Below are 12,469 nucleotides of genomic sequence, written 5' to 3'. Positions count from 1 at the left end.
CGTCATGACCTTGTCGCCACAGGAGGCACCATGCAACGACGCACGTTCCTCAGGGGCACCGCGGTGGCAGCACTCGCCGCCGTGCCGCTCAGCACCTCGATGTCGATCGACGCTTCGGCCGCCGACAAGCCGGTCGGCTCCCTGGCCGAACTCCAGAGCGCGATCAACGCCGCCGTACCCGGCGACCGGATCATCGTGGCCGACGGCACGTACACCGTTCCGTCCGGGGGCGCGATCAACGTGTCCGGCAAGCACGGCACCAGCGCCGCGCAGATCACCATCGTCTCCAAGACCCGCGGCGGCGCGGTGCTGCGCGGCGAACGCAGCTTCGTATTCGCCAATTCGAGCAACATCACCATCAGTGGTTTCGCCTTCCGGCAGAGCACCACGATGGAGCTCCCGGCGAACTGCACGTCGATCCGGATGACCCGCAACGACTTCCAGTTCGCGGACACCGGCGACCCGTACTGGCTCCTGGTGCGGTCCGACGACTCGAAGGTCGACCGGAACCACTTCCACGACAAGACCACCGCCGGAATCTTCCTCGTCGTGGACGGCCCCGGCTCGACCGGCATGGCCCAGAACCTCCAGATCCTGCGGAACCACTTCTCCGACCACAGCTTCGCCGGGGCCAACGGCGGCGAGTCGATCCGGCTCGGCGTCAGCGGACGGGCGCTGTCCAGCGCCCACGCGGTGGTGGAGTACAACCTGTTCGAGCACGCCGACGGAGACCCCGAGGCGATCTCGGTGAAGTCCTCCGACAACATCATCCGTTACAACACCATCCGCGACAGCCGCGGCGGGATCGTGCTGCGCCACGGCAACCGCTCCAGGGTGGAGGGCAACTACCTGATCGGCGGCAGCGAGGGCGTACGCCTCTACGGCAACGACCACCTGATCGTCAACAACTACCTCGGCGGACTGTCCGCCCGCGCCCTGGTGGTCGGCAGCGGGACCACCCGCGACCATAACTCGGGCGAGACCGAGGAGGAGCGGCGCGGCAACGACGCCTGCGACCGCGCGGTGATCGTGCACAACACCCTGCTCAACAACTCCGGTTCGCTCTCGGGCGAGACCCGGACGTACGAGCCCAAGGACGTGGTCGTCGCCGACAACCTGATCGTCGGCGACAACGGCAGCCTCGTGTCCATGGGTGCGACCACCGGCTTCACCTGGAAGAGCAACATGTTGTGGGGTGCGGCCGCCAACGGCAACATCCCTTCCGGTGGCTACACCCGCGTCGACCCGAAACTGGTGACCGGCACGGACGGCGTCGCCCGGCTGTCGGCGGGAAGCCCGGCGATCGGCGCGGCGACCCTCACCGGCACGGCCGTGGCCGACGACATCGACGGTGACGCGCGAGGCAGCGCGCGGGACATCGGCGCCGACGAGTACTCGACCGCGCCCGTGCTCCGTCACCCCCTCACGGCCGCCGACGTCGGCCCGAACGCGTCGTGAGGCGACACCGGTGGTGATGTGACGCGCCGCCGGTGAGAGGGTCCGGGGCGCCCGTCGGCCGAAGGCCGCCCGGCGGGCTCCCCGGACAGGGCGAGGCGCTGCCCGCCAGGAACGAGCCACCGCGAGGCGGCCGAAGGAAAGGAACGCCGTGACAGACAGGGAAAGCCGGGACCGCACCCCGGGCGCCACCGTGACCACGCCGGGACTGTGCTCGGTCACCTTCCGGCAGCTGCCGGCCGCCGAGGTCGCACGCCGGGCCGCGGACGCGGGCCTGGAGGCGATCGAGTGGGGAGCGGACGTGCACGCCCCCGCGGCGGACCCCGACGCGCTCCGCGAGGCCCGCGAGGCCTGCGACAGGCACGGGCTGATCTGCTGCTCTTACGGCTCCTACTACCGCGCCACGCAGGACGAGCGGGCCGCGTTCCCCTGGATCGCCCGCGCCGCGGTCCTGCTGGGGGCGCCCCGGGTCCGGGTCTGGGCGGGCGGAGTCGGGTCGGCCGCCGCCACACCGCAGGAACGCGGCGAAACCGTGGCAGGCCTGCGGGAGGCGGCCCATGTCGCCGCGGACCACGGGCTGGAACTCGCGCTGGAGTTCCACTCGAAGACGCTCACCGATACCGTCGCCTCGACGCTCCGGCTGCTGGACGAGGTCGGCGCGGACAATCTCCGCACCTACTGGCAGCCGCCGCTCGACGTCTGTGACGAGGAGGCGCTGGCGGGGCTCTCCCAGCTCGTAGACCGGGTCAGCGCCGTGCATGTCTTCTCGTGGTGGCCGGGCAACCATCGACTGCCGCTGGCCGATCGTGGCGAACTGTGGGCCGGAGTATTCGAGTTGCTGAACGCACGGCGCGTCCCGATGGAGGCGCTGCTGGAGTTCGTGCCCGGCGACGACCCCGCCGTACTGGCGCGCGAGGCCGCGACGCTGCGGCGCGTGGCGGCCCACCGCCGGGGACCGCTGCCCCGGGGCGCACTTCGGTAGGACACTCTGACGTACGGGGCACACTCGATCAGCAGCTACTGACCCAGCACCCACCACCCCACCGTCAGGACGGCAGACATGCACATCCAAGGCACGCACGGAGAAGGCACGCACTTCACGGAGTCGGACACACTTCTGTTCATCGGTGACTCCATCACCGACGCGGGCCGCGACCGTACGGACTCCGCGTCGCTCGGCAGCGGGTACGTGAACGAGATCGCACGCACCCTGCACGACCGGACGGACGGCGGACCCGGTCCTGCCGTCATCAACAGGGGCGTCAACGGCAACCGTGTGTACGACCTGGAAGCCCGCTGGACCACCGACGTCATCGCTCACCGGCCCACCGTGGTCACGGTGAAGATCGGCATCAATGACACCTGGCGGCGCTACGACAGCGAACTCGCCAGCCCGGTGGACGAGTTCGAGGCCTGCCTCGACGGCCTCCTCGCCGATACCTCGCGGGAGCTGTCGGCCCGGCTGGTCGTCATCACCCCGTTCCTGCTGCCGGTCACCGCCGAACAGGAGGGCTGGTTCGAGGACCTGACACCCCGTACGGACGCCGTACTCCGGGCCGCGAAGGCCAACGGGGCCCAGCTGGTCCGTGCGGACCTCGCGATGCGGCATGCCCGGGAGCGGTACGAGGCCGCGGAGCTGGCCCGGGACGGGGTGCACCCGAGTCCCGTCGGGCACCGGATCGTCGCCGATGCCTGGCTCGCCGCGGTCGGCTCCGCCGCCGTCACCCCGGTGCCGCGCGGGTAGGGCGGCGGGCCGCGGAGTACTCCCCCTACTCGGGAGGCAGGGGGAGCCCCACCTCGACATTAACCGGTTCGGTCCGCCCGTTGACCTGTGCCGAACCGCGGATGCGCAGGGAGCGCGCCGGATCGAGGGTCAGCTCGCCGATGACGTCACCGTGCTCGTGGAGGTAGAGACCGATGTCGTAGCGGTCGGCCATGCCGTCGTCGAACCTCACGGTGGCCACAGCACCGGACCAGGCGACGGGAACCTCCGTGAGGTAGAGGCGCGGCGGATGGACCGCCCACGCGTACCGGCCGGTGTCGGGCTGTGCGTCGAGGGCCTCGTCGGTTCCCCACACCTCGATCGTCACCGTGCCGTCCGGTGCCGTCCGGACCGATGACTCCGATCGGTCGACGGCGAAGTCAGTGTCGCCCAGGACGAATCTGTCCCCAGTGGAACCCCAGGGGCAGTCGGTGCGGTGATCGTTGTCCATCATGGCAGCAGACCCGCTCCGGCGCGGCGCGCGGGGCCGCACGGCTGCCGAAGTGAGCCGCCGGCGGATGCCGTGCCGTACTGTGCCGGGCTTCGGTACGGAACGGCACGGCATCCGTGCTGCGAGCGATCAGGCGCTGGTGTGCAGCGGGACCGTCAGCTGCTTGAGCCAGGTCCCCGTGGTGAAGTCACGGGCCTTGATGACGACGGAGTGGGCACCGACCTCGATCTGGAGCCCCTGGTTGAAGGCATCGCCGAGGGAGACCTCGCCGCCCTTGCCGTCGTCCATCCAGCCCACTTGGACGGCCGAGGTGTTGACGACGGTGAAGCCTTCGAGGTTGCCGGTGCCCGGGACGACCCGGCGCACCACCCAGTCCGACAGGTTCAGGTCCCAGTGGGTGTGCCCCGAGAAGAGGAACACGTCCTTGTGGCGACCGAGGATCGACAGGAGTCGGTCGGGCTGGAGGTAGTCGTTGAGGTAGAGCTTGTTGTGGGTGCCCGAGACGGTGTTGGGCAGCGGGTGGTGCGTCATCACCATGACGGGCCTGCGACGGCGGGCCCAGTACGCGAGACGGTCCTCCAGCCAGGCGAACTGCTCGTCGCTGATCCACACCTCGTCCCACAGCTTCGCGTCGTGGTAGTGCGAGTAGCGCTCGGTCCCGAGACTGAGCACGGGCACCCCGCCGAACGAGGTCTCCGAGTAGACCTTGTTGCGGCCCGCGAAGTTGTAGAAGCTGCGGAAGAGGGAGTCCTCCGTGGTGCCGTTGGGCCAGGTCGCCTGCGCGAGCGTGTTGGGGTCGCTGTACTTCGGTACGTAGAACTCGTGGTTGCCGATGGCCCAGGCGACGTTCCTGGGGTGCGGGTGCCGCTGAAGGGTCTGACGGACCGCCGCGTACTCGAAGTCGTAGCCGCGCGGGGTGATGTCGCCGGCTATGCCGAGGCCCGCGCTGTCGGGGTTGATGCGGTGCAGGTCGTCGAGGGCCTTGCCGAAGTCGGTCAGGTCGCCCTGGATGTCACTGATGATGTTGAACCGGACCGTCCGGCCCTTGCCGGGCCGGTACGGCGCGGCCTCGGCGGCCGGTGCCGTGATCCCGGCCCCGGCGGCAAGAGCGCCGCCCACCAGGGATGCGGTGCCTGTGGTGGCCATGAACGATCTGCGATCCATCGGAACTTCCTTCGTCTGTACGCCCCCGTGCGAATGGGACAGGGGGAGTGTCGCTGCTCGGGATGGCCCGGTGGGGTATCGGAGATGACTGTGGCCTGAACTGTTCGGTCTGGCTGATTCCGGCGGTGGGGTTCTGTCGGGACTTCGCTCAGCGCTCGGCGGCGGCCGCCCGGCCGTCTGCCCGACGCCGGGCCGGCCGCCGGCCGGGTCACCGCGTGCGGTAGGCGTCGACGACGGTCTGGGTGAGTGTGTTCCCCACGGTGTCCGTCAGCTCCGCACGCAGGGAAACACCGGTGCCCGCACCCGGGTTGTGGATCAGGACGGCACCACGCTCCACCGGCACCCGGCGCCATGAAGCGCCGCCGTCCACGGACACCGACACGGCGAGCCCACGGACACGTCCCTTCGCGGCGGCGCCCTGGACGGTGACGGGAACCCGGAGCACCGCGCCCGCCACGGCGGTCCCGGTGGGGCCGAGCACGGGCGAGAACCGCACCACGCTCACCGGTACCGGGGCCGGACCGGTGCTCGTGTCCGAGACGAAGGTCCACGAGGCGGTCACACGGGTGGCGGTGCCGGGCGCACCCGTGCGCTTCACCGTGCTGGTCATCCGGTACGTCGCGCGCCCGGGGGCGACGGTGAACGCGGCCCGCCCGGGGGCACCGGTCCGGGTTCCGACGAGCACGCCGTCGCGGTGCAGTGTGGTCGAGGCCGAGGCGTACGACGGTGACGACGGCACATGGCCGCCGCCGTCCGCGAGCAGCGGAACATCGACGGTGAGTCCGTCCCCGTCGCGCACGACACCGGGACGGCCCGCGAGGGCGGGCCCGAACACGGCGTTGTCGAAGTCATGGGTGGTCGTGGATCCGGCGCGCACGGCGACACCGTCCGCGCTGTAGCGGTTCGTCGAACCGCCGGGCACACGGGGAGCCATGTAGGTGATGTCCCAGGTGCCGCGTTCCGGAGTCACGAGGTAGGTGGCGGTGCCGGGAGCCGCCAGGGTCCGCGAGACACCGACGGTCGGTCCGGCACTCGGCTGCAGGTCGACGGAGCCGGTACCCGCGGTGCCCGGGAGCGCGGCGGCACGGATCTTCACGGTGGCCAGGTCCTTGGCGGAGGGATGCCGGGTCAGGCCGGTCAGGGCACGGGCACCCGTGAAGACGTATCCGAGCGCGTAGTCGGCGCTCCTGGTCGTCCAGTACGAGTCGAACCACTGCTTCACCGAACCGGCCTCGGCGTGGGGGCCCAGGTGCGCCACGCGCAGATTCGCCGAGGCCGAGATCAGGTTGACGAGCCGTTCGACGCCCCGATGCCTGACCTCGACGACCATCGCGCTGTGCATGAAGCCCGCCGAGCGGTCGGGCGGCCGTACGTCGACGGGCGCCGTGGTCCGGGCGTCGACGGTGATGGTGGTGTCACGGTCCAGGTCCAGCCGCGGCTGGACGATCCAGTCGGTGCCGCCCGTGCCGCCCGTGCCGCCCGTGCCGCCCGTGCCGCCCGCACCGTCACCGGCCGCCAGGGCGCTGCTCAGCAGGTAACGGCCCTTGGGTAGCCGCACGGTGGCCGTGCCGGAGGCGTCGTACGGCCGGACCTCCTGGTCGGCACCCGGACCGGAGATGCCGGTGACGGTGGTTTCGTACGTCCCCGTCGGCCTGCCGTCGCGGTCGAGGTGTTTGATCGTGAGGGCGTACGTCTGCGGCGCCGCGGCGAACGCCGTGGAGTTCCAGGCGGGCGTCGTGCCGCCGGCCACGGCCGCGGCGAGAGCCATGGTCCGAAGGACGGTCCGGCGGGGTACGGAAGAATTGGTCATGCCCTGCACTGCGCTGCCCGGCCGAGGAGTTCCGGTGAGCCGCGTCACACCGGCCACGAGGCCACGGCCCCGCACCACGCATGTGGCGCACGTCACGGGAACCGGCGCAACGGACGTGGCAGGGCAGAGTGTGGAAACACTCATGAGGAATCGCTTCCGCCACGGGGACCGCAACGCCTTGGGTGAGTTGTACGACGAGCACGCCCAGGTGCTGTACCGCTATGCCCTTCGCGTGACCGGCGACTGGGCGGAGGCCGAGGACGTCGTCTCGGCGACCTTCCTGGAGGCGTGGCGCAGCCGGGAGAAGCTGCGCCCCGACGGGGACAGCCTGCGCCCGTGGCTGCTGGGCATCGCCACCAACATCATGCGCCGCAACGCGCGCACCCGCCGACGCCGTGACATCGCCCTCGCCCGAGTCCCGGAACGCGGCTCCGTCCCGGACTTCGCCGACGACCTCGTGACCCACCTCGCGGACTCCGAGCAACTGCGGGCAGCGCACACCGCCCTCGCCCGGCTGCGCCGCCGCGACCTGGAGGTCTTCACCCTCGTGGTGTGGGAGGGCCTGGACTACGCGGCCGCGGCCGAGGCGCTCGGCGTACCGGTCGGCACCGTCCGCTCCCGCCTCTCCCGCGCCCGTACCCGACTGCGCGAACTCGCCGGCGCCGAGGCCCGCGCCGCCCGCTCACGCACCGGGCGAGGCGGCCGGCCCGAAGCCGCACGGCCACCGGCGGAGCCGGGCAGGGGCACCTGCCCCGCGGAGCACAGCGCGCCCCACCCCACCCCCGACACCCCCGTCCCCGGCCGCGCTACCGCGGTCCGCTCGTCCAGCCAGGAGATCCACGGATGAACACCACCCCTCCGCACCCCCCGGATCACCCGTCCGAGGAGGACGAACGCCTCGGCCTCACCGCCCTGCTGCCCCCACCGCCGGTCCCCGGCCTGGCCCCCGACCGCGCACTGCTGCTGAGGCGGACACTCCTGGCCGACGCGGCCCCCGCCGACGCCTCCGGCAGGCGCGGTGCCCGCGCCACGCGCCCGCGTCGCCGCCTGGTCCGGCTCGCGGTGCCGGCCGTGGCCTGCGCCCTGGTGGTCGGCGGCGTGATGGTGGTGAAGCTCGTGGAAACCCCCGGCCGCGCCACCACCGCAGTTCCGGGCGGTGGTACCACCCACGCCTCCGAAGCGACGCGGCTCCTGGACCGCATCGCACTCGCCGCCGCCGATTCGGAGCAGCCGACGGTCCGCGCCGACCAGTTCGTGTACGTCGAGAGCAGGGTCGCCTACGCGGGACAGAGCGCAGGCGGCGGCCCCGTGACCATGCCTTCCGTGCACAAGCGGCAGGTGTGGCTGTCCGCCGACGGCAGCCGCCCCGGCCTGCTCCGCGAGGCGGGCGGGCCCGACACCCCGCTCGGCACCGACGGCCCCGTCGAAACCCTGGACGGTCCGGGGGAGACACCCCGGCCGAGCACCCTCAACGCCTCCCAGCCGTCGATCGGCAACCCGACCCACGCATACGTCGCGTCACTGCCCACCGACCCCGACACCCTGATGGAACTGATCCGGGACGAGACCCGGGGAGAGGGCCAGGACCCGGACCAGCGAGCGTTCACCGCGATCGGTGAACTGCTGGCCGAGACATGGGCCCCACCGGAGGTCGGCGCCGCGCTCTACCGGGCCGCCGCGAAGATCCCCGGTGTCACCGTGGTCGACGCGGCCGACGACGCCACGGGACGCGAGGGCGTCGCCGTCGCCCGCACGGCACACGGGGAGCAGACACAGTGGATCTTCGACCGGACCACATACGCATTCCTCGGCGAACGCACGGTCCTCGCCGAAGCGGGTGGCGCCGGCCCGGCAGGCACCGTCATGGGCACGTCCGCGGTCCTCACCAGGGCCGCGGTGGACCGCGCGGGCGAACTGCCGGCGGTGTGACGGCGGGGCGGGGGAGCAGCCGGGGGCGAATGGCCGCACCTGCCAACGATATCCCCCGTGTGGAATCGTGGCGGGCCACGGCCCGCTGTACGACCTGGAGGACGGCGCCGCGGTCGACGCTGCGGCACAGGATGTCGCCGACCGCCTGCGCCGCCATGAAGCGCCGGACGGCATTCAGCGCGCCGAGCTCGCCTTCGTCGCCGCTGCGCGGGAGGCACTGACCGCACCGCCCGGGGCCCGGCAGACGCTGCCGAGCCGCCCGGCAGCGGGGTACGAGGCATCGTGAACTCCGGTGTCAGTGGTGGCGCATAGGGTCTGCGCATGGCTGATCAGAGATCTCGTCCGTCGCCGCTGCACGACTTCGCGACCTGGAAACCCGTGCTGCGACTGCTGCGGGGCGGTGGAGAGACGGAGCAGGCGGCCTCCTCCATCCGCGTGGCGGGGCGCATCGGCCGACAGAGCTGGAGCCTGCCGCGGCAACGCCGGCTGCCCCGGCCCGACCGGGCCGCCCGGGCCGAGGACATGCAGGACGAGATGCGGGCGGTGGAGCGGGTGCGTCGCGCACTCGCGGACGCCGGTGTCGACGACGTCCCGTTCACAGCGGAGATATCAGCGACGGGGGAGACCGAGCGCCGCCTGTTCGGGTCGAGCCCCGCGGTGGAGCCCGGCCTCGGCGACCCGCACCCGGGGTCGCTCATCCTGGTCGAGGGCGCCGTTCCCCAGCCTTGGCTCCGCCTTCCCGATCCGGTGCCCGGCGCGACGCCGGCCCCCTCGGCGGATCCGGCGCTGCTCGGGCGGACGCTCCACGAGCGGCTGCCGGACGCCATCGGCGCCACGGAGGCGGAGATCGCCGCGACGGAAACCCGCCTCGGCGTCACCCTGCCCGAGGAACTCAAGGCGCTCTACCGGGTGACACGGTCACGGTGGGAGGACCGGGTCGACGACCACACGGCGGCGGAACGCGAATGCAGGGCGGTCGGCTGCGAGCTCTTCGCCCTGGACGACCTGTACATCGCGGAGGCGTCGTCCCGCCACTGCCTCTGGAAGTTCGCGGCGATGGAAGCGGTCGTCACCCGGCCCGACGCCGCGGTGCAGGGACTGGTCGGCTCACCCGGCTGGATCGTCTTCGGGGACAACGGCGGCGGCGACCGGCTGGCGGTCGACCTGACACCCGGACCGCGCGGACACACGGGACAGATCATCATCCTCAGCCACGAGGAGAACATCGGTGCCTGCCTGGTCGCCGACTCGCTCACCGACCTGGTGATGCGTCGGCCCGGCGAGCGAGGTGACGGCTCGGGCGGAGACCGGCCGCCGGCCGTGGCCCACGTCAACATCCGGAGCCTGCCGAGCATCGAGGCGGCCGTGCATCCTGGTCTGGAGGTCCTGTCCATCGGGGTGTGGGAGGACGAGCCGCTCAGCCTCGCCCCGGTCACCGGGCTGCCCCGCCTGCGGACCCTGGCCGCCTACCCCGGAACGCTCGCCGATCCCATGGAGATCGCCGGGCTCACCACACTGGAGTTCCTGGAGCTGGGCCCGGAGGAATGGCGCGCCCTCCTCGACGCGGGTGCCGTCCCTCGCAGTCTGTCGGCCGCTGCCATCACGGCGCACGGCATCCAGAACCCCCTGCCCATCGTGGCCATCGCCAACGAACTCCTGGCCCTCTGGGACCGGCCCCGGATCACCCAGACCGTCCTCGAAGGCGATGTCGGCCCCATACGGCGGTGAGCGGTGCCGTCACGGAGTTCATGACCCGGGGCCACCGCGATGCTCGCCGTCGCGGATCGCTCCGGACGTGACAGGGCCCGGGTCCTCGGGCAGATGACGTACCGCGGCCTTGATCCCGCCGCCGGGTCCGGTGTGCGTCAGCCGTGCCGAGCGGTCACGCAGCGGGCCCGCCACTCCGTATCGGAGGCGAGGTCCAGGCCGGTCCATGCCATCGCGAGTGCCCCGTCGACCACCGCGTCGTCCGCGGCCGGGCTCGCGGTCTCTTCGGCGAACTGCCGGGTGTGCGGCATGCCGCGGGCCCCCAGCACCCCGAGGCCGGGGTGGATGGCGGGCAGGGCGTGGGTGACGTTGCCCATGTCCGTGGAGCCGCCCGTGCCCTGCGGTACGGGACCGGGCTCGGGCACCACCCGCCCGGTCGCGCGCAGATTGCGGGCGTAGGAGGTCATCAGCGCGGGGTCATGGCGCAGATCGAGGTAGTCGGGCTGGATCTGCCGTACGTCCACGGTCGTTCCGGTGGCCAGTGCGGCGCCGCGGAAGCAGTTGAGTACCCGTTCCCGCAGAACGGTGAGTTCTTCGCCGGTGGGGGTGCGCACCTCGTACTCGAGCACCGACCGCTCGGGGATGATGTTCGTGCGTTCCCCGCCGAGGCGGACGATCCCGGACACCCGGTACCCGTCCCGCAGCTGCTGGCGGAGCTGGCCCACCGCGACCTGGGCGACGACCGCCGCGTCGGCGGCGTTGAGCCCGCCCTCGGGGGCCGCGGCGGCGTGCGAGGCCCGGCCGGTGAAGGTCACCTCGAAGCGGCCGACCGCGTTGCTGGAGCCGCGCGGGTCCGTGATGTCGACGGGGACGGGGTGCACCATCATCGCCACGGTCACGTCGTCGAAGGCGCCGCGTTCGAGCATCAGCACCTTGCCGCCGCCCTCCTCCTCGGCCGGGGTACCGAGCAGCTTCACCCGGAAGCCGAGTTCGTCTGCGACCGAGGCCAGGGCGATCGCCGCGCCCGCCCCGGCGGCGCAGATGATGTTGTGCCCGCAGGCATGGCCGATCCCGGGCAGCGCGTCGTACTCCGCGCACACCCCGATCGTCAGGTCACCACTGCCGTACTCGGCAGTCAGTGCGGTCGGCAGATCGCACACCGCGCGATTCACGGCGAACCCGGCGTCCTCCAGCAGTGCCGCGAGCCGTTCGGCGGCCCGTGTCTCGGAGAACGAGATTTCCGGATCGTCGTGCAGTGCGTGGCTGAGTTCGAGAAGCCGGTCCTTGTACGTGTCGAGGCGGGCGGCGACGCGGTCGCGGAGCGATGAGCCGGCTGCGGGCATGGGGGATCCCCTCCACTGAAGTAGGCGCGCGAAAATGGAAACTACTCGTTTCCTTAATCGACTCCATGTCTACTCGCCCGTCAGGGAAATAGCCAGGGGGTGGCACCTTCTCGGAGAAACCATCCGGTTCCCATTGACGTGGGGCGCCGCATGCCCCGGAATGGGTTGTCATGGCTAAGAGCACTCAGCGACCGGTCGGCCGGCCCCGCAGCGAGGAAGTCCGGGACCGGGTCATCGGCGCGGCCGACGAGCTGCTCGCCGAGATCGGCTATCTCGGCATGACCATGGACGAGATCGCGGTACGCGCGAAGGTGTCGAAGAAGACCCTCTACCGGTGGTGGCCGCACAAGGCGGCGGTGACCGCCGAGGTGCTCGTCGCCCGTGCCGACGTACGCTCCGTTCCCGACCTCGGTGACACCCGCGCCGAACTGCTCGTCGTCTTCGACCACATCGACGAATTCACCCGCGCTCGGGACACCTTCACACGGTTGTGTCTGACCGAGGCGGCAGCCGATGAATCGGGCGTCCTCCAGTCCTTCCTCGATGTCGTGCTCCGGCGCCGGGACCAGGTCCGGGCCGTCATGCAGCGCGGGATCGCCCGCGGTGACCTCCCGGCGGACATCGACGCCGACGCACTCCTCGACCTGTGGAACGGGTTCTTCGTCTACCGACGGTCCTTCCGGCCCGCTCCGGTGCATGACGACACGGTGCGGCAGCTGGTCGATCTCGCCCTGGCCGGACAGGTGCCGCGCCTGCCCGCCGTCGGCCGGACCGGCGGCGGCCCGGCCGACTGACCGGCATCCGAGCCGCGCCGACGTGCACGGATGCGCACCGGTGCGGCCGATGCC

12 protein-coding genes are annotated in these 12,469 nt (G+C 71.7%); 8 read left to right on the top strand and 4 right to left on the bottom strand.

The window, feature by feature from the left end:
- Positions 1-30: 30 nt before the first annotated feature.
- From ABZ622_RS24680 to ABZ622_RS24670, 3 genes are all read left to right on the top strand, one after another.
- On the top strand, positions 31-1,458 hold the full coding sequence (locus ABZ622_RS24680; protein ID WP_360546591.1) for a polysaccharide lyase 6 family protein: 1,428 nt from the start codon (positions 31-33) through the stop codon (positions 1,456-1,458).
- Positions 1,459-1,606: 148 nt separating this feature from the next.
- Positions 1,607-2,437: a TIM barrel protein gene (locus ABZ622_RS24675; RefSeq protein WP_360546589.1), complete on the top strand. Its 831-nt coding sequence runs from the start codon at positions 1,607-1,609 to the stop codon at positions 2,435-2,437.
- A 78-nt stretch (positions 2,438-2,515) separates the two neighbouring features.
- Entirely contained in the window at positions 2,516-3,199 is a 684-nt protein-coding gene (locus tag ABZ622_RS24670) for an SGNH/GDSL hydrolase family protein (RefSeq protein ID WP_360546587.1), read from the top strand.
- A gap of 25 nt (positions 3,200-3,224) precedes the next feature.
- Here the strand turns inward: ABZ622_RS24670 and ABZ622_RS24665 are convergent, their stop codons facing one another.
- From ABZ622_RS24665 to ABZ622_RS24655, 3 genes are all read right to left on the bottom strand, one after another.
- Positions 3,225-3,671: a hypothetical protein gene (locus tag ABZ622_RS24665; protein ID WP_360546585.1), complete on the bottom strand. Its 447-nt coding sequence runs from the start codon at positions 3,669-3,671 to the stop codon at positions 3,225-3,227.
- Between the two features lie 126 nt (positions 3,672-3,797).
- The gene (locus ABZ622_RS24660; protein ID WP_360546583.1) at positions 3,798-4,832 is read right to left on the bottom strand and encodes a DUF4073 domain-containing protein; all 1,035 of its coding nucleotides are present in this window, start codon (positions 4,830-4,832) and stop codon (positions 3,798-3,800) included.
- 208 nt (positions 4,833-5,040) lie between these two features.
- Positions 5,041-6,642 (bottom strand): serine protease, encoded by a 1,602-nt coding sequence (locus tag ABZ622_RS24655; RefSeq protein ID WP_360546581.1) that lies wholly within the window; start codon positions 6,640-6,642, stop codon positions 5,041-5,043.
- A 142-nt stretch (positions 6,643-6,784) separates the two neighbouring features.
- On the opposite strand from ABZ622_RS24655, the gene ABZ622_RS24650 reads away from it, so the two are divergent.
- From ABZ622_RS24650 to ABZ622_RS24635, 4 genes are all read left to right on the top strand, one after another.
- Positions 6,785-7,489, top strand: a complete 705-nt coding sequence (locus ABZ622_RS24650) for a sigma-70 family RNA polymerase sigma factor (protein ID WP_360546579.1) — start codon at positions 6,785-6,787, stop codon at positions 7,487-7,489.
- Positions 7,486-8,571 carry a CU044_5270 family protein gene (locus ABZ622_RS24645; protein WP_360546577.1) on the top strand — a complete coding sequence of 362 codons (1,086 nt, stop codon included), beginning with the start codon at positions 7,486-7,488 and terminating at the stop codon, positions 8,569-8,571. Before ABZ622_RS24650 ends, ABZ622_RS24645 begins: the two co-directional genes overlap by 4 nt.
- 67 nt (positions 8,572-8,638) lie before the next feature.
- Complete coding sequence (locus ABZ622_RS24640) at positions 8,639-8,857, top strand: hypothetical protein (protein WP_360546575.1); 219 nt, start codon at positions 8,639-8,641, stop codon at positions 8,855-8,857.
- Between the two features lie 35 nt (positions 8,858-8,892).
- Positions 8,893-10,299 (top strand): SMI1/KNR4 family protein, encoded by a 1,407-nt coding sequence (locus ABZ622_RS24635; RefSeq protein WP_360546573.1) that lies wholly within the window; start codon positions 8,893-8,895, stop codon positions 10,297-10,299.
- Positions 10,300-10,436: 137 nt separating this feature from the next.
- On the opposite strand, the gene ABZ622_RS24630 is transcribed toward ABZ622_RS24635, so the two are convergent.
- A complete protein-coding gene (locus ABZ622_RS24630; RefSeq protein WP_360546571.1) occupies positions 10,437-11,621 on the bottom strand; it encodes an amidohydrolase in 1,185 nt (394 codons plus the stop codon).
- A gap of 170 nt (positions 11,622-11,791) precedes the next feature.
- Between ABZ622_RS24630 and ABZ622_RS24625 the strand changes: the two genes are divergently transcribed.
- Entirely contained in the window at positions 11,792-12,415 is a 624-nt protein-coding gene (locus ABZ622_RS24625) for a TetR/AcrR family transcriptional regulator (RefSeq protein WP_360546569.1), read from the top strand.
- The last annotated feature ends 54 nt before the right edge of the window (positions 12,416-12,469 follow it).

The organism is Streptomyces sp. NPDC007164, assembly GCF_040634135.1.
In the GTDB taxonomy this organism is placed as follows: domain Bacteria; phylum Actinomycetota; class Actinomycetes; order Streptomycetales; family Streptomycetaceae; genus Streptomyces; species Streptomyces sanglieri.
This window is presented reverse-complemented; position numbering and strand designations above follow the sequence as displayed.

Excerpts from the sequence above, each read along its gene's own strand:
- ABZ622_RS24650 (WP_360546579.1), top strand. The coding sequence starts at position 6,785 with ATGAGGAATCGCTTCCGCCACGGGGACCGCAACGCCTTGGGTGAGTTG.
- ABZ622_RS24630 (WP_360546571.1), bottom strand. The coding sequence starts at position 11,621 with ATGCCCGCAGCCGGCTCATCGCTCCGCGACCGCGTCGCCGCCCGCCTC.
- ABZ622_RS24635 (WP_360546573.1), top strand. The coding sequence starts at position 8,893 with ATGGCTGATCAGAGATCTCGTCCGTCGCCGCTGCACGACTTCGCGACC.
- ABZ622_RS24680 (WP_360546591.1), top strand. The coding sequence starts at position 31 with ATGCAACGACGCACGTTCCTCAGGGGCACCGCGGTGGCAGCACTCGCC.
- ABZ622_RS24665 (WP_360546585.1), bottom strand. The coding sequence starts at position 3,671 with ATGATGGACAACGATCACCGCACCGACTGCCCCTGGGGTTCCACTGGG.
- ABZ622_RS24645 (WP_360546577.1), top strand. The coding sequence starts at position 7,486 with ATGAACACCACCCCTCCGCACCCCCCGGATCACCCGTCCGAGGAGGAC.
- ABZ622_RS24625 (WP_360546569.1), top strand. The coding sequence starts at position 11,792 with ATGGCTAAGAGCACTCAGCGACCGGTCGGCCGGCCCCGCAGCGAGGAA.
- ABZ622_RS24670 (WP_360546587.1), top strand. The coding sequence starts at position 2,516 with ATGCACATCCAAGGCACGCACGGAGAAGGCACGCACTTCACGGAGTCG.
- ABZ622_RS24655 (WP_360546581.1), bottom strand. The coding sequence starts at position 6,642 with ATGACCAATTCTTCCGTACCCCGCCGGACCGTCCTTCGGACCATGGCT.
- ABZ622_RS24660 (WP_360546583.1), bottom strand. The coding sequence starts at position 4,832 with ATGGATCGCAGATCGTTCATGGCCACCACAGGCACCGCATCCCTGGTG.